This is a genomic window from Achromobacter sp. NFACC18-2 (assembly GCF_900108985.1).
In the GTDB taxonomy this organism is placed as follows: Bacteria; Pseudomonadota; Gammaproteobacteria; order Burkholderiales; family Burkholderiaceae_B; genus Achromobacter.
Map to the genome: position 1 here is coordinate 121949 of NZ_FNYM01000015.1, position 15886 is coordinate 137834.

Consider the following 15886-nt stretch of genomic DNA (forward strand, 5'->3'; position numbering starts at 1 on the left):
ATGCTCGACCCCGTCACCCTGGCGGTCCTGAAGGGCCGCCTGGAACAGATCGCCGACGAAATGGACGCGACGCTGTACCGCAGCGCATTCAATCCCATCATTGCCGAGGCCCACGACGCCTGCCACGGCATGTACGACGCCGCCACCGGCGCCACGCTGATCCAGGGCAAGTCGGGCCTGCCCGTCTTCGTGGGCGCGATGGCGTTCGCGGTGAAGGCCGCGGCCAAGGCCGCGTCCGAGCGCGGCGGCATGGTGGACGGCGACGTGTGGCTCTTTAACGATCCGTACGAAGGCGGCACGCACGCCAACGACTTCAAGCTGGTCAAGCCGGTGTTTCGCGGCGGCAGCCTGTTCTGCTTCCTGGCGTCGGCGGCGCACTGGCACGACGTGGGCGGCGCGGTGCCCGGAAACTACAACCCGGCCGCCACGGAATGCTGGCAGGAAGCGGTGCAGATCCCGCCCGTGCGCATCGTGCGCGCGGGCGTCCTGGACCAGGACGTGCTGGCCATCCTGAAGGCCAACACGCGCCTGCCCGACAGCCTGTGGGGCGACCTGAACGGCCAGCTCGCGGCGCTGGAACTGGGCGCGCGCCGGTTGGACGGGCTGCTGGACGAATACGGCGACGCCACCGTGCTGGAATCCCTGGACACGCTGCGCGAGCGGGCGCGCCGCCTGATGCGCGACCATATCGCCAGCCTGCCGGACGGCGAATACGTCTTCGAGGACATGCTGGACAACGACGGCGTGCGCGACGCGCCGCTGCGCATCGCGCTCAAGCTGTCCATTGCCGGCGACCGCCTGTCGCTGGACTTCACCGGCACGTCGCCCGCCTGCGCCGGCCCGGTGAACATCTCGCGCGCCACGGCCATCGCGGCCTGCTACGTGGCGCTGAAACACCTGTTCCCGGACGTGCCGGCCAACGCCGGCGTGCTGGACGCGGTGGACGTGGTCCTGCCCGACGGCCTGGTGATCTCGGCCGACCGGCCGCGCCCGGTGGGCGGCTATACCGAGACCATCCTGCGCATGATCGACGTGATCTTCTGCGCCATGGCCCAGGCCGCGCCGGAACGCGCCATGGCCCAGGCCTACGGCACCATCAACGCGCTGTCCATCGCCGGCTACCGCAGCGATGCCGCCCGCAAGGGCCAGCGCTGGGTGATGTTCAGCTTCTTCGGCGGCGGCCACGGCGGGCATTCGGATGGCGACGGGCTGAGCCACGGCAACGCGCCCATCTCCACCGCCACCATCCCGCCGCTGGAAATCCTGGAGGCGGCCTATCCGGTGCGCTTCACGCAATGGGCGCTGCGCCCGGATTCGGCCGGCGACGGCACGCACCGCGGCGGCCTGGGCGCCATCTATGAAATCGAATTGCTGGAAGACAGCGCGGAGGCCTTTATCTTCGGCGAACGCGGCCGCAGCGCGCCCAAGGGCATCGCGGGCGGCGGCCAGGCCGCGCTGAATGTCTTCCGTTACCAGCAGGACGGCCAGTGGCTGTCCCCGCCCATGAGCTCCAAGATGCTGGGCATCCGGCTGCAACGCGGCGACCGCGTGCGCCTGGAAACGCCGGGCGGAGGCGGCTACGGCGAGCCCGCGCGGCGCGATCCGGCGGCCCGCGAGCACGACCGCAAGATGGGCTATGTCAGCGATATTCAGAAGGAGCAGTCGGCATGAGCGCGGCGCAAGGATTGGTGGTGGGGGTGGACGTGGGCGGCACGTTCACGGATCTTTTCGTGCTGGACGAGGCGGGCGGCAGCGCGCGCGTCGTCAAGGTGCCGTCGACCCGCGGCGAGGAAGCGCGCGGCTTCATGAACGGCATCGCCCGGGTGGCCGACGGCGCGGGCGACATCGCGACCATCGTGCACGGCACCACGGTGGGCACCAATGCCCTCCTGGAGCGCAAGGTGGCGCGCACCGGCATCATCACGACGGAAGGTTTCCGCGACGTGCTGGAAATGCGCCGGCGCGACCGGCCCCAGACCTGGGGTCTGCGCGGCAACTATGAACCGGTGGTGCCGCGCGACCTGCGGCTGGAAGTGCGCGAACGCGTGCTGGCCGATGGCGCGCTGCACACGCCGGTGGACCTGGATCAGGTCGAGGCCGCCGCGCGCACGCTGCTCGAACAGGGCTGCGATGCGGTCTGCGTGTTCTTCGTCAATGCCTACGCCAACCCGGTCAACGAAGCCCAGGCCGCGGCGCGCGTGCGGGCAATCTGGCCGAACGGCAACGTCACGGCGGCGACCGAGGTGCTGCCCGAGATCCGGGAATTCGAGCGCTGCTCGACGGCCGTGCTGAACGCGGCGCTGCAGCCCGTGGTGGGCAGCTACCTGACGCGGCTGGAATCGGACCTGCAGCAGCATGGATTCGAGGGCGAGCTGCTGGTGGTGCAGAGCAACGGCGGCGTGATGTCGCGCCAGACGGCCTGCGACGTGCCCGTGCGCACGGCCCTGTCGGGGCCTGCGGCCGGCGTGATCGCCTGCGCGGCCATCGCGCGCGCCGCGGGCTTTCCCAATGTGGTCACGGGCGACATGGGCGGAACCTCGTTCGACGTGTCGCTGGTGGCCGAGGGCGAGGCCTCGCTCTCGGCGCAGACCGCCATCGACTTCGGCATGGTGGTGCGCGCCCCGATGATCCAGATCGAAACCATCGGTGCGGGCGGCGGGTCGATCGCCAGCGTGGACGCGGGCGGCCTGCTGCAGGTCGGACCCGAGTCCGCCGGCAGCATCCCCGGCCCCGCCTGCTACGGCCGCGGCAACACGCGCCCCACGGTCACCGACGCGAACGTGCTGCTGGGCCGCATCGCGGCCGAGCGCCCGCTCGGCGGCGGCCTGCTGGCCAAGATGGATGTGGAACTGGCGCGCGCCGCCATCGAGGAACACGTGGCCCGCCCGCTGGGCCTGGACGTGCATGCGGCGGCCGAAGCCATCCTGACCGTCGCCAACGCCAAGATGGCGGGCGCGATCCGCGTGGTCTCCATCGAACGCGGCCACGATCCGCGCAAGTTCGCCTACATGCCGTTCGGCGGCGGCGGCGCCTTGCACGTGTGCGCCATGATGAATGAAGTGGACGCCGCGCATGGCATCGTCCCGCGCTATCCGGGCGTGACCTCGGCGCTGGGCTGCGTCATGGCCGACATGCGCCATGACGGCGTGCAGACCCTGAACGTGGCGCTGGACGCGCTGGACGCCGCCGACCTGCTGGCGCGCATCGACGCGCTGGCGAACGCCTGCCAGGAACGGCTGGATTCGGCCGGCGTGTCGTTCGAAGGCATCCGCGAGAGCATCGAACTCGACATGCTGTACGTGGGCCAGAGCCACACCGTGCGCGTGGAAGTGTCCCGCGCGGACCTGCACCGCGACGGCATCGCCGCCGCGTTCGACCGCGCCTATCGCGCCGCCTTTGGCCGCAGCCTGACCGGCATCGCCGTGCGCATCCTGAACCTGCGCTATGCCCGCATTGGCCAGCGCCCCAAGTTCGACCTTGCGCTGCTGGCGCCCACGGGCAAGGACATGCCGGCCTCGCTGGGCACGCAGCGGGTCTTTCACGCCGGGCAATGGCGCGAGGCCGTGCGCTTTGCGCGCTTGGACCTGCCGGTCGGCGCCGAGGTGGCGGGCCCCGCCATCCTGGAGCAGCCGGACACCACCATCTGGATCGAGCCGGGCTTTGCCGGCCGGGTCGATTCCCTGGGCAATCTGCTGATCGCCCGGACCGATTCGTAGGAGCGGACCATGCATTCCTTCGATCCCCGCACGACCGCGCTGGTCATCATCGACCTGCAGAACGACTTCCTGGCGCCGGGCGGCGCCTATGACCGCGGCGGCGCGGTCAGCCCGCAGGCGCGGGCGCTGCCGGCGCGCGTGGCGCCGGTGGCCCGCGCGCTCAAGGCGCAGGGCGGCTTCGTGGCCGCCAGCCAGTTCACGCTGTGGCCCGACGCGCACGGCGAGCCCATGATCTCGCCGCATCTCAAGCAGTTGCGGCCGTTTCTTCGCAAGGGCGACTTCGTGGCCGGCTCGCCCGGCCAGGCCAATGTGGCCGAGCTGGACGGGCTGGTCGACGTGTCGGTCTGGAAGGTCGCGTATTCGGCATTCTTCAACACGCAGCTCGACTGGGTGCTGCGGCGCGCGGGCATCTCCAGCGTCGTGGTGGCGGGTATCGTCACCAACGGCGGGGTCGCCAGCACGGCGCGCGACGCCCACATGCGCGACTACCACGTGACGGTGCTGGCCGACGGCTGCGCCGCGCCCACGCCCGCCATGCACGATGCCGCGCTGGCGGACCTGCGCACGGTGGCCGACGTGGTGTCGTGCCAGGACCTGCTGGACAGGCTGGCGCCGTGAGCGCGCCGGTCGTCAGAAGCGGCGCCGCGCCCGGCGCGGACGCGATGCACGTGCCGGTGGTCATCATCGGCGCGGGCGCCTGCGGCCTGACCGCCGCGCTGCGCCTGGCCAGCGCCGGCATCGAGACGGTGCTGATCGAACGCGACGCGGCGCCCAGCGGCTCGACGGCGCTGTCCTCGGGCTTCATTCCCGCGGCCGGTTCCGCGGTGCAGCGCGCCGCCGGCATCGAGGACGATGCGGCGCGCTTTGCCGCCGACATCCAGGCCAAGGCGGGGGGCACGGCGTCGCCCGAACTGGTGGCCGCCTACACGGGCGCCGCCGCCGCGGCCATGGACGCGCTGGCGCGGCACGGCCTGCGGTTCGAAGTGCTGGACGGATTCCTGTACCCGGGCCACACCGCGCGGCGCATGCACACGCTGCCCGAACGCACGGGCGCGGCGCTGGTGGCGGCCCTGGAACGCGCGGCCACCGAGGCGGGCGCCTATCTGCTGACGCGCGCGCTGGCCCGCGAACTCTGGACCGACGCCGACGGCCGCGTGACCGCCGTGGGCTGCGAACGTCCGGACGGCTCGGTCGACGTGATCGGCTGCGACGCGCTGATCCTGGCCTGCAACGGCTTCGGCGGCAATGCCGCGATGGTGGGCCAGTACCTGCCCGCCATGCGCGAGGCGGTCTACGGCGGACACGTCGGCAACGACGGCAGCGCCATCCAGTGGGGCACGCAGCTCGGCGCCCGGCTGGCCGACCTGGGCGGCTACCAGGGCCACGGGTCCTGGGCCACGCCCCAGGGCGCATTGATCTCCTGGGCCGTGATGATGGACGGCGGCGTGCAGATCAACCGCGACGGCCGGCGCTTTCACGACGAGACCCACGGGTATTCCGAGGCGGCGGTCCACGTGCTGGCGCAGCCGGGCTCGGTGGCCTGGAACGTGTTCGACGACCGCACCCTGGCGCTGGCGCGCGGGTTCCCCGATTTCGTGCAGGCCGAGACGGGGCATGCGCTCAAGACCTGCGCCGACGTGACGGCGCTGGCCGCCCTGATCGGCTGCGATCCGGACGTGCTGCGCCAGACGCTGGACGCGGTCCGGCCTGACGAACCGGACCCGCTGGGCCGCCGCTTCGAACGGACGCTGCAGGCGCCGTATTACGCGGTCAAGGTCACCGGCGCGCTCTTTCACACGCAGGGCGGACTGGATATCGACGCGCATTGCCGCGTCCTGGACACCGCGGGTCGGGCGCTGCCCAATCTGCTGGCCGCGGGCGGCGCCGCCCGCGGCGTTTCGGGCAACGACGTGTCGGGCTACCTGTCCGGCAACGGCTTGCTCAGTGCGGTCGCGGGCGGCCATATCGCCGCGGCGACCGCGGCGGCGCTGCTTGGGCGCCGCCTGGATTAGGAGTCAACGATGCAGACACAGAACCTGAAAGCGCAATTGGCGGCCGGCCCGGTGCTGGCCCCCGGCGTCTACGACGCCCTGTCCGCGCTGGTGGCCGAGCAGGCGGGCTTTTCCGCGCTGTACCTGTCGGGCGCGTCCATTGCCTACACGCGGCTGGGCCGCTCGGACATCGGGCTGACCACATACACCGAGGTGCAAGACACGCTGGCCCGCATCGCCGAGCGCGTGTCGGCCGCCGTCATCGTCGATGCCGACACGGGCTTTGGCAACGCGCTGAACACGCAACGCACGGTGCGCGGCTTCGAGCGCGCCGGGGCGGCGATGATCCAGCTCGAAGACCAGACCTTTCCCAAACGCTGCGGCCACCTGGACGGCAAATCGGTGATTCCGGCTACCGAGATGTGCGGCAAGCTGCGCGCCGCCGTCGACGCCCGCGTGAACGCGTCCACGCTGATCCTGGCGCGCACCGACGCCCTGGCGTCCGAAGGCCTGGAGGCGGCGCTGGACCGCGCCGAATCCTATCTGGAGGCCGGGGCGGACGCGCTCTTCATCGAAGCCCTGCGCACGCCCGACCAGATGCGCGCGGCCTGCGACCGCTTCGCGGCGCGCGTGCCGCTGCTGGCCAATATGGTGGAGGGCGGCAAGACGCCGGTGCAGGACGCGCAGGCGCTGTCCGAGTTGGGGTTTCGCATCGTCATCTTTCCGGGCGGCACCGCGCGCGCCGTCGCGCACACGCTGCAGGGGTATTACGGCAGCCTGCGAGAGCACGGCACGACGGGGCCCTGGAAGGACAGAATGCTGGACTTCGATGGGCTGAATGACGTGATCGGGACGCCCGAGCTGCTGGAACAGGGGCGGCGCTACGAGGGCTGATCAGTTGGAGGGTGCGGCGTCTCTCATGGGTGTCTGACACCCATGAACCGCCCGCGCATGATGAAGTTCGTCTCGCCCGGGTGTCAGACACCGCTGAGTTGCGGAGCCCGTATCCGTGACGTGACGCCTGCCACGCCACCCCGGTCGCCGTCGTCAGCGCGCCGTGCGTTGGTGCGGCACGAGCGGCGGCACGGGCTGGCCGGCGATCAAATCCCAGAAGCCCGGCAGGAACGCTTCGGCCACCAGCAGGGGCTGGCCCTGGCGCCAGAACACCGAGCGGCGCGCCCAGATGCGGCCGGCCTCCCGGGCGTGCCGTTCGGGCGCCAGCGCGCCCGAGGCGGTGGCGTAAAACGGCACGGGCGAGGCCAGGCGGCGGCAGGCAAAGGGCGACCGGATGACGGTGCTGTCGTGATACAGCATGTCGGCCAGCGGCCGGGTCAACAGGCGGCGCATGCCTTGCCAGGCGCCGTGCGAGGCCGTCAGCGGGGTCAGGCTGCGCGCCGGCACGCTGTCAATGCCGTTCACCGACATCAGCACCTCGCGGATCCACACGGGCGAACCCGGGGCGATATGCATCGCCCGCGCCTCGTCGGCCGGGGCGCCGTCGGCGTACTCTGCCAGCACCCGCAGCCGCACCTGGCCGACCTGGCGCAGGCCCGCGGTGAGCGCGCCCGGACGGAACAGCCAGTGTCGTTGGGCAGGGGACAGAATGGCCGGGGCGTGCGCCAGCCAGCCGGCGGCGAGAGGGGGGCGATGGGCTGCGGGTGTCGTCATGGCTGCGTATTATGCCAAGCCCCGGGGGCCGGCCGTCTGCGTCGCAGTGCCGCAGGGCGGGGCGCACAAGCCCTGCGCATACAATACGGCCCATGGAAAAAGTACGTATCTCCAAGCTCATGTCCGAGCGCGGACTCTGTTCCCGCCGCGAGGCGGACAGCTATATCGAGCGCGGCTGGGTCCGCGTCGACGGCGTCGTCGTGTCCGAACTGGGCGCGCGGGCCTATCCCGACCAGGTCATCACCCTGGAGCGCGCCGCGCATGCGCGCCAGACGTCCCGCGTCACCATCCTGATCAACAAGCCGGTCGGCTATGTGTCCGGCCAGGCCGAAAAGGGCTACACGCCCGCCGTGGCCCTGATCGACGCGCGCTCGCGCTTCGCCGGAGACCGCGCGCCCCAGCGCTTTGAACGCGCGCACCTGGACGGGCTGGCGGTGGCGGGACGCCTGGACATCGATTCGCAGGGCCTGCTGGTGCTCACGCAGGACGGCCGCGTCGCCAAGCAATTGATCGGCGAGGATTCCACGATCGACAAGGAATACCTGGTCCGCGTGCAGGGCGACCTGTCCGACAACGGCCTGGCCCTGCTCAATCATGGCCTGTCGCTGGACGGCAAGGCGCTCAAGCCGGCACAGGTGCGTTGGCAGAACCACGACCAGTTGCGTTTCGTGCTGCGAGAAGGCAAGAAGCGCCAGATCCGTCGCATGTGCGAACTGGTCGGGTTGAAGGTGGTGGGCCTGAAGCGCGTGCGCATCGGCCGCGTGGCCCTGGGCGACCTGCCGCTGGGCCAATGGCGCTACCTGCGCGAGGACGAATCGTTCTGAGCCGGTGTCTGACACGGCCTCAGGCCCAGGCATTGGTCATTTCTCCCGACATCTGATGTCGGCGGCTTCTGGATTTTTCAGTCGGTTTCGGGCTCAGACGGACCGCATGAAAACAGGGGTATCCTTCGCCTGCCAGTGACTGCCCAGCCGCTCCATCAGGAACTCGATGAAGATCCGCGTCTTGGCGGGCAGCAGCCGCGTCTCGGTGACGGCATGGACCGGAAACGGCCCTAGCTGCCAGTCCGGCAACACGCGCTGCAACTGGCCGGATTGCTGCTCCGCCAACTGCCCCCCGACCAGCACCGCGATGCCCGCGCCCAGCATGGCCAGGCGGCGCGCCATGGCGACGCCGTTCACGGAAAACCGATTGCCCGGCGTGAACTCGATGTGCTGCTGGCCATTGGTCAGCGGCCAGCGCGTCACGCGGCCGGCGCCTTCCGCGCGGAACTCGATGCACTCGTGGCGGGTCAAGTCGCTGGGATGCTTCGGTTCGCCGTGCTTTTCCAGGTACTCGCGCGAGGCGTACAGGTAGGCGGGCAGCATGCCCAGCAGTCGTGCAATCTGGGTCGAATCGGGCAGGTCGCCGATTTCGATCGACACATCGCAGGTCTGGAACACGCGCGAGGCGTGGTCCGGATTGGCGAGGTCAAGGAAAAACGTCACATCGGGATAGCGCCGGGAAAACTCCATGAATGACTCAGCCAGGAAGTCCGTGCCGAAATCCGCGGGCATGTTCACCCGCAGCGGTCCGGTCGGCGTATCGACCAGCTTCTGCAGTTCTTCATGGGCGATCTGCGCCTCGGCCACGATGCGCTGGCAGCGTTCGAAATACAGCCGGCCGGCATCGGTGAGCTCCACTTTGCGCGTGGTGCGGCTCAGCAGCCGCAGCCCCACCGATCGCTCCAATTCGGCCACCTGGCGAGACAAGGTCGACTTCGGCACGCCCAGCGTTGCCGCAGCGCGGCTAAAACTGTGCGTCTTGGCGACCTCGACGAAGAGTTCCATACCCTGTAGGCGTTTCATGTCGGCATTTTGTCACAGTGGGGGGAGTTCCAGATTGTCCCATAAATGGAATGATGTTTTCTCAACATGCCCCTTTGTTTCTAAAGCGGGATAACTCAGAATGCGAGTTCTGCAATGCAGCAATGCGATAAGTAAGTGTCCAGCCTTGCGTGTTCAACGCGACTCCACCAAAGCCGAGCCACGCGGTCCGCGTCAAAGCGGTCTGACGGGCTGATGTTCTTCGCAGGATCGCCCCAACTGATCAGGCCCGTCCAGGGCAACCGGGCACGCGGCGCATGCGCCGCGTGGGGCTACTTTTATTGAAATCGGGAATGCAATCTATGAATAAGAAAAGCGCTATGTGGCGCGGCGCGGCTGTTTTTGCGCTGACGGCATCGGCTCTCACACTGGCCGCTTGCGGCAAGAAGCAAGAGGCGCCCCAGGCGGGCAAGCCGCAAGTGACGGTCGTCACGTTGGCGACGCAACCCGTTTCCCTCACCACCGAACTGCCGGGCCGCACGTCGCCATTCCGTGTGGCGGAAGTGCGTCCGCAGGTCAACGGCATCGTCCAGAAGCGTCTCTTCACCGAGGGCGGCGAGGTCAAGGCCGGGCAGCAGCTCTATCAAATCGATCCCGCCCTCTACCAGGCCGATTTCGACAGCCAGAAGGCCGCGCTGGCGCGGGCCCAGGCCCAGCAGAAGACGGCGGCCCTCCTGGCCGAGCGCTACAAGCCGCTGGTCGCGACCCGCGCGGTCAGCCAACAGACCTACGACAACGCCGTCGCCTCGCGCGACCAGGCGGCCGCCGACGTGCTGGCGGCCAAGGCGGCGCTCGATACGGCGCGCATCAACCTGGTCTACACCAAGGTGCTGTCGCCGATCGCCGGCATCATCGGCCGCTCGGCGGTCACCGAAGGCGCGCTGGTCACGGCCAACCAGACCAACGCATTGGCTGCGGTGCAGCAAATCGATCCGATCTACGTCGACGTCACCCAGTCCAGCGTCCAGCTCCTGCGCCTGCAGGATGCCCTGGCCAGCGGCCAGTTGAAGAAGGCGGACGGCGAGCAGGCCGCGCTGGTCACGCTGACCCTGGAAGACGGCTCGCAATACAAAGAGACCGGCAAGCTCCAGTTCTCGGAAGTGACCGTGGACCAGGGCACGGGCTCGATCACGCTGCGCGCGGTGTTCCCCAATCCGGACCGCCGCCTCTTGCCGGGCATGTTCGTGCGCGCGCGCCTGGCCGATGGCGTCGCCGCCGACGGCCTGCTGGTGCCGCAACGCGGCGTGACCCGCAACCAGCGCGGTCTGCCGACGGCGCTGGTGGTCAATGCCAAGAACCAGGTCGAACTGCGTGACCTGAAGACCGATCGCGCCATCGGCGACAAGTGGCTCGTCACCGAGGGCCTGGCTGCTGGCGACCGGGTCATCGTGGAAGGCCTGCAGATGGTCCGTCCCGGCGTCGAAGTGGTCGCCACCGAGGCCAGCGCCCAGGCGCAGCAGCAGCCGCAGCAGCAGGCCGCCAATGGCGCGGCCAATGCCGCGCCGGCCAAGCAGTAATCAGGGAGCCATGCATGGCAAAGTTTTTTATCGACAGGCCGGTATTTGCCTGGGTGATCGCGATCGTGCTGATGATGGCCGGCGCGCTGTCCATCCTGCAGTTGCCGGTCGCCCAGTACCCCAATATCGCCCCGCCCGCCATCGGCATCGCGGTGACCTACCCGGGCGCGTCCGCGCAGACCGTGCAGGACACCGTGGTGCAGGTGATCGAACAGCAGATGAACGGCCTTGACGGCCTGCAGTACATCTCGTCGGAAAGCAACTCCGACGGCAGCATGTCGATCACGCTGACCTTCAAGCAGGGCACCAACCCCGACACCGCCCAGGTGCAGGTCCAGAACAAGCTGTCGTTGGCGCAGCCGCTCCTGCCGCAGGAAGTGCAGCAGCAGGGCATCCGCGTCACCAAGGCCACCAAGAACTTCCTGATCGTGGCGGGCTTCGTGTCCACCGACGGCACGATGACCAAGGACGACCTGGCCGACTACGTCGCGTCCTACATCCAGGATCCCATCAGCCGCACGCAGGGCGTGGGCGACTTCCAGCTGTTCGGCTCGCAGTACGCGATGCGCATCTGGCTGGATCCGGCCAAGCTCGTCAATTACGGACTGACCACGGTCGACGTCACCACCGCGATCAAGGAGCAGAACGTCCAGGTGTCCTCCGGGCAGCTGGGCGGCCTGCCGTCCGTGCGCGGCCAGCAGCTCAATGCCACCATCATCGGGCCGTCGCGCCTGGAAACGGCCGAGGATTTCGGCCGCATCCTGCTCAAGGTCAACACCGACGGCTCGCAGGTGCGCCTGGCCGATGTCGCCACGATCGAACTCGGCGGCCAGACCTACGCCATCGACAGCTTCTACAACGGCAAGCCCGCCGCGGGCCTGGCGATCAAGCTGGCGCCGGGCGCCAATGCGCTGGACACGGCGCAGGCGGTGCGTGACACCATCAACAACCTGAAGCCGTATTTCCCGCCGGGCATGGACGTCGTCTATCCGTACGACACGACGCCGTTCGTCAGCCTGTCGATCCATGAAGTGTTCAAGACGCTGGTCGAGGCCATCATCCTGGTGTTCCTGGTGATGTACCTCTTCCTGCAGAACTTCCGCGCCACGCTCATCCCCACGCTGGCCGTGCCGGTGGTGCTGCTGGGCACGTTCGGCGTGCTGGCGGCGTTCGGCTTTTCCATCAACACCCTGACCATGTTCGGGATGGTGCTGGCCATCGGCCTCCTGGTGGACGATGCCATCGTGGTCGTGGAAAACGTCGAGCGGGTCATGGCCGAGGAAGGGCTATCCCCCAAGCAGGCCACCCGCAAGTCCATGACCCAGATCACCGGCGCGCTGATCGGCATCGCCATGGTGCTGGCCGCCGTGTTCATCCCCATGGCGTTCTTCGGCGGCTCCACCGGCGTGATCTACCGCCAGTTCTCCATCACCATCGTGTCGTCCATGGTGCTGTCGGTGATCGTGGCCATCGTCTTCACGCCGGCCCTGTGCGCGACGATGCTCAAGCCCATCCCCAAGGGCCATCATGGCGCCAAGAAGGGCTTTTTCGGCTGGTTCAACCGCACGTTCGAGCGCAGCAGCAACGGCTACGCCAACACCGTGGCGCGCGGCCTGAACCGCACCAAGCGGCTGATGGTGGTGTATCTGGCGCTGGTCATCGCGATGGGTTGGATGTTCACGCGCATCCCGACCGCGTTCCTGCCGGCCGAAGACCAGGGCATCCTGTTTGCCCAGATCCAGACGCCCGCCGGCACCACCGCCGAAGGCACCAAGGCCGTCATCGACGACGCGACCAACTACCTGCTGACCGAGGAAAAGGACGCGGTCACGTCGGTGTTCGCGGTCAACGGCTTCAACTTCGGCGGCCGCGGCCAGAACGCGTCCATCCTGTTCATCAAGCTGCGCGACTGGGAAGAACGCGGCGACGCCAGCCTGAAGGCCGGCGCCGTGGCGGCGCGCGCCAACGCCCACTTCGCCAAGACCGAGCGCCGCGCGCAGATGTTCGTCGTGCCGCCGCCCTCCGTGATGGAACTGGGCAACGTCACCGGCTTTGACTTCCAGCTCATGGACCGCGCCGGCGTGGGCCACGAAAAGCTGCTTGCCGCGCGCAACCAGTTGCTGGGCGAAGCGGCCAAGAGTCCGGTGCTGGTGGGCGTGCGCCCCAACGGCATCGAAGACGCGCCGCAGTACCAGTTGGACATCGACCGCGAAAAGGCGCGCGCCCTGGGCGTGGCCGTCTCGGACATCAACAGCACGCTCGCCACCGCATGGGGTTCGTCGTACGTCAACGACTTCATCGACCGCGGCCGCGTGAAGAAGGTGTTCGCGCAGGGCGAGGCCTCCTCGCGCATGCTGCCGGAAGACCTGAACAAGTGGTACGTGCGCAATAGCGCCGGCGACATGGTGCCGTTCTCGGCCTTCTCCAAGGCGACCTGGAGCTTCGGCCCGCAGAAGCTGAACCGCTACAACGGCGTGCCGTCCTACAACATCCAGGGCCAGGCGGCGCCGGGCTACAGCTCGGGCGCGGCGATGGAGGAAATGGAACGCCTGGCGGCCAAGCTGCCCGTGGGCGTCGGTTTCGAATGGACCGGCCTGTCGTTCGAAGAACGCCTGTCCGGCGCCCAGGCGCCCGCGTTGTACGCGATCTCGCTGATCGTCGTGTTCCTGTGCCTGGCGGCGCTCTATGAAAGCTGGACCATTCCGTCCGCGGTCATGCTGGTGGTGCCGCTGGGGATCATCGGGGCGCTGCTTGCCACGATGCTGCGGGGCCTGTCCAACGACGTGTACTTCCAGGTAGGGCTCTTGACGACCATCGGGTTGGCGGCCAAGAACGCCATCCTGATCGTGGAGTTCGCCAAGGAGCACTACGAGGCGGGCGCCAGCCTGACGGAATCGGCCATCCACGCCGCGCGCCAGCGCCTGCGTCCCATCCTGATGACGTCCCTGGCGTTCATCCTGGGCGTGACCCCGCTGGCCATTTCGTCCGGCGCGGGGTCGGGCAGCCAGAACGCCATCGGCACGGGCGTGATCGGCGGCATGCTGACCGGCACCTTCCTGGCCATCTTCTTCGTCCCGGCCTTCTTCGTGATCATGCTGCGCGTGTTCAAGGTCAAGCGCATGAGCGAAAACGTCGACAAGCACGACACCAGCGCCAAGACCGCGCACGACGTGCCGGCGGAGGGTCAACCGTAATGAAACTCCAGATGAGAACCTTGCTGTCTGTATCCCTGGCGGCGGCCCTGGCGGGCTGCTCGCTGGCCCCCACGTATGAGCGTCCCGACGCGCCCATCGACGCGGCCTATCCCACGGGCGCCGCCTACAACGCGGCCCAGGTGGCCGCGCCGGGCGGACGGGCGGTGGCCGACATCGGCTGGCGCGACTTCTTCGGCGATCCGCTGCTGCAACAGCTCATCGAGCAATCGCTCGCCAACAACCGCGATCTGCGCGTGGCGGCGCTGAACGTCGAGGCGGCGCGCGCGCAGTACCGCATCCAGCGGGCAGACCTTGCGCCCAGCATCGGCGTGGCGGGCCAGAACTCGGCCCAGCGCACGCCGGCCGACCTGTCGCCCAGCGGCCAGGCCAGCACCAGCCACAGCTACCAGGTCGGCGCCGCGATGTCCGCCTGGGAGCTCGACCTCTTTGGCCGCATCCGCAGCCTGAGCGAGCAGGCGCTGGAATCCTACCTGGCGCTGGACGAGACCCGCACGGCCACGCAGCTCACGCTGATCGCCGAGGTCGCCAACGCCTACCTGACGCTGCGCGCGGACCAGGAACTGCTGAGCCTGACGCGCGAAACGCTCAAGAGCCAGGAAGATTCCTACCAGCTCACCAAGCAGAGCTACGACCAGGGCCTGTCCACGGCGCTGGACCTGAGCCAGGCCGAGGTGTCGCTGCGCACGGCCCAGCGCAACCTGTCGCAATACACGCGCCAGGCGGCGCAGGACCGCAACGCGCTGGTGCTGCTGGTGGGCCAGCCCCTGTCTCCCGAGATGACGGCGGCGCTGGACGGCGCGACCACGCTGGACGACGGCATGCTGCCGACCGCGCTGCCCGCCGGCCTGCCGTCGGACCTGCTGGCGCGCCGCCCGGACATCCGCGCGGCCGAACATCAGCTCAAGGGCGCCAACGCCAACATCGGCGCGGCGCGCGCGGCGTTCTTTCCGACCATCAGCCTGACCGGCTCGGCAGGCACCGCCAGCGCCAGCCTGGGCGGCCTGTTCGAGGGCGGTTCGGGGGCGTGGAGTTTCGTGCCCCAGATCACCGTGCCGATCTTCGCGGGCGGCTCGCTGCTGGCGGGGCTGGATCTGGCGAAGGTGCAGAAGAACATCCAGGTGGCGCAGTACGAGAAAGCCATCCAGACGGGATTCCGCGAAGTCGCCGATGCGCTGGCGGGCCGCGGCACGCTGGACGAGCAGATCCAGGCCCAGCGCCTGCTCGTGGACGCCAACCAGCGCGCCTACGACGCCTCTGAGCAACGTTTTCGCCAGGGCATCGACGACTACCTGAGCGTGCTGGATTCGCAGCGCTCGCTGTACTCGTCGCAACAGGCGCTGGTGGACACGCGCCTGGCGCGCCTGTCCAACCTGGTCACGCTGTACAAGGTGCTGGGCGGCGGCTGGACCGAGCGCACCGAGGCAAATGCCGGGCTGCCGGCGACGCCGGCGACGCCAACCGCGCCGGCTGCGACTGCGGGCTGATCCCCGGCGCTTGGTGCGCAGGCAGCAAAATGCGCAAGCAACAAAAAACGGGCCGATCGCAAGGATCGGCCCGTTTTTTTGTCCGCCTGGCGGCGGACGTCAGGTGCGCTTCTTGGCGATCAGGCCCACCACGAACAGCACGATGATCGCGCCCACGACGGATGCGATCCAGCCTGCGGGCTCGCCGGGTTGATACCAGCCGAGCGACTGGCCCAGGAAGCCGGCGACGACGGCGCCGACGATGCCCAGAATGGTGGTCATGATGATCCCCATGTTCTGGTCCCCGGGCATGATGGCGCGGGCGATCAGGCCCACGATGAACCCGACGATGATCATGATGATGATGCTCATGCGCGTACTCCTGTTAGGGAAAAAAGGGGGCGATGTGGCCTGATGATACCCACGCCCCGCGCGCCGTCGCTGTAACAAC

The 15886-nt window shown here is 68.8% G+C and carries 12 protein-coding genes; 9 read left to right on the plus strand and 3 right to left on the minus strand.

Features of this window, described 5'->3' with window-relative positions:
* From BMW75_RS21740 to BMW75_RS21760, 5 genes are read left to right on the plus strand one after another with little or no spacing between them, the layout of a single operon-like run.
* Nucleotides 1–1671 (plus strand): hydantoinase B/oxoprolinase family protein, encoded by a 1671-nt coding sequence (locus tag BMW75_RS21740; RefSeq protein WP_076521390.1) that lies wholly within the window; start codon nt 1–3, stop codon nt 1669–1671.
* Nucleotides 1668–3716, plus strand: a complete 2049-nt coding sequence (locus tag BMW75_RS21745) for a hydantoinase/oxoprolinase family protein (protein WP_092581824.1) — start codon at nt 1668–1670, stop codon at nt 3714–3716. The genes BMW75_RS21740 and BMW75_RS21745 overlap by 4 nt, the downstream gene beginning before the upstream one ends.
* Before the next feature lie 9 nt (nt 3717–3725).
* Nucleotides 3726–4334, plus strand: coding sequence for a cysteine hydrolase family protein (locus BMW75_RS21750; protein WP_092581825.1), 609 nt, complete (start codon nt 3726–3728; stop codon nt 4332–4334).
* Nucleotides 4331–5728 (plus strand): FAD-dependent oxidoreductase, encoded by a 1398-nt coding sequence (locus BMW75_RS21755; RefSeq protein ID WP_092581826.1) that lies wholly within the window; start codon nt 4331–4333, stop codon nt 5726–5728. The genes BMW75_RS21750 and BMW75_RS21755 overlap by 4 nt, the downstream gene beginning before the upstream one ends.
* A 9-nt stretch (nt 5729–5737) precedes the next feature.
* The gene (locus BMW75_RS21760) at nt 5738–6601 is read left to right on the plus strand and encodes an isocitrate lyase/PEP mutase family protein (RefSeq protein ID WP_092581827.1); all 864 of its coding nucleotides are present in this window, start codon (nt 5738–5740) and stop codon (nt 6599–6601) included.
* 153 nt (nt 6602–6754) lie between these two features.
* Here BMW75_RS21760 and BMW75_RS21765 read toward each other — a convergent pair whose 3' ends face one another.
* The gene (locus BMW75_RS21765) at nt 6755–7375 is read right to left on the minus strand and encodes a chorismate--pyruvate lyase family protein (RefSeq protein ID WP_092581828.1); all 621 of its coding nucleotides are present in this window, start codon (nt 7373–7375) and stop codon (nt 6755–6757) included.
* A gap of 92 nt (nt 7376–7467) precedes the next feature.
* On the opposite strand from BMW75_RS21765, the gene BMW75_RS21770 reads away from it, so the two are divergent.
* Nucleotides 7468–8199, plus strand: a complete 732-nt coding sequence (locus tag BMW75_RS21770) for a pseudouridine synthase (protein ID WP_076521384.1) — start codon at nt 7468–7470, stop codon at nt 8197–8199.
* A 93-nt stretch (nt 8200–8292) separates the two neighbouring features.
* Here BMW75_RS21770 and BMW75_RS21775 read toward each other — a convergent pair whose 3' ends face one another.
* Nucleotides 8293–9204: a LysR family transcriptional regulator gene (locus BMW75_RS21775; RefSeq protein WP_076521383.1), complete on the minus strand. Its 912-nt coding sequence runs from the start codon at nt 9202–9204 to the stop codon at nt 8293–8295.
* Between the two features lie 338 nt (nt 9205–9542).
* Here BMW75_RS21775 and BMW75_RS21780 point away from each other — a divergent pair, with 338 nt between their 5' ends.
* Genes BMW75_RS21780 through adeC form a run of 3 tightly spaced genes read left to right on the plus strand, consistent with a single transcriptional unit; the run spans nt 9543 to nt 15456 of the window.
* Entirely contained in the window at nt 9543–10757 is a 1215-nt protein-coding gene (locus BMW75_RS21780) for an efflux RND transporter periplasmic adaptor subunit (RefSeq protein ID WP_076521382.1), read from the plus strand.
* Between the two features lie 14 nt (nt 10758–10771).
* Nucleotides 10772–13951, plus strand: a complete 3180-nt coding sequence (locus tag BMW75_RS21785; RefSeq protein WP_092581830.1) for an efflux RND transporter permease subunit — start codon at nt 10772–10774, stop codon at nt 13949–13951.
* The gene (gene adeC / locus BMW75_RS21790; RefSeq protein ID WP_139208578.1) at nt 13951–15456 is read left to right on the plus strand and encodes an AdeC/AdeK/OprM family multidrug efflux complex outer membrane factor; all 1506 of its coding nucleotides are present in this window, start codon (nt 13951–13953) and stop codon (nt 15454–15456) included. The genes BMW75_RS21785 and adeC overlap by 1 nt, the downstream gene beginning before the upstream one ends.
* A 99-nt stretch (nt 15457–15555) precedes the next feature.
* On the opposite strand, the gene BMW75_RS21795 is transcribed toward adeC, so the two are convergent.
* Nucleotides 15556–15807, minus strand: a complete 252-nt coding sequence (locus BMW75_RS21795; protein WP_076521379.1) for a GlsB/YeaQ/YmgE family stress response membrane protein — start codon at nt 15805–15807, stop codon at nt 15556–15558.
* Nucleotides 15808–15886 lie beyond the last annotated feature (79 nt).

Excerpts from the sequence above, each read along its gene's own strand:
- BMW75_RS21795 (WP_076521379.1), bottom strand. The coding sequence starts at position 15,807 with ATGAGCATCATCATCATGATCATCGTCGGGTTCATCGTGGGCCTGATC.
- BMW75_RS21780 (WP_076521382.1), top strand. The coding sequence starts at position 9,543 with ATGAATAAGAAAAGCGCTATGTGGCGCGGCGCGGCTGTTTTTGCGCTG.
- BMW75_RS21770 (WP_076521384.1), top strand. The coding sequence starts at position 7,468 with ATGGAAAAAGTACGTATCTCCAAGCTCATGTCCGAGCGCGGACTCTGT.
- BMW75_RS21740 (WP_076521390.1), top strand. The coding sequence starts at position 1 with ATGCTCGACCCCGTCACCCTGGCGGTCCTGAAGGGCCGCCTGGAACAG.
- BMW75_RS21760 (WP_092581827.1), top strand. The coding sequence starts at position 5,738 with ATGCAGACACAGAACCTGAAAGCGCAATTGGCGGCCGGCCCGGTGCTG.
- BMW75_RS21745 (WP_092581824.1), top strand. The coding sequence starts at position 1,668 with ATGAGCGCGGCGCAAGGATTGGTGGTGGGGGTGGACGTGGGCGGCACG.
- BMW75_RS21775 (WP_076521383.1), bottom strand. The coding sequence starts at position 9,204 with ATGGAACTCTTCGTCGAGGTCGCCAAGACGCACAGTTTTAGCCGCGCT.
- BMW75_RS21785 (WP_092581830.1), top strand. The coding sequence starts at position 10,772 with ATGGCAAAGTTTTTTATCGACAGGCCGGTATTTGCCTGGGTGATCGCG.
- BMW75_RS21765 (WP_092581828.1), bottom strand. The coding sequence starts at position 7,375 with ATGACGACACCCGCAGCCCATCGCCCCCCTCTCGCCGCCGGCTGGCTG.
- BMW75_RS21750 (WP_092581825.1), top strand. The coding sequence starts at position 3,726 with ATGCATTCCTTCGATCCCCGCACGACCGCGCTGGTCATCATCGACCTG.
- adeC (WP_139208578.1), top strand. The coding sequence starts at position 13,951 with ATGAAACTCCAGATGAGAACCTTGCTGTCTGTATCCCTGGCGGCGGCC.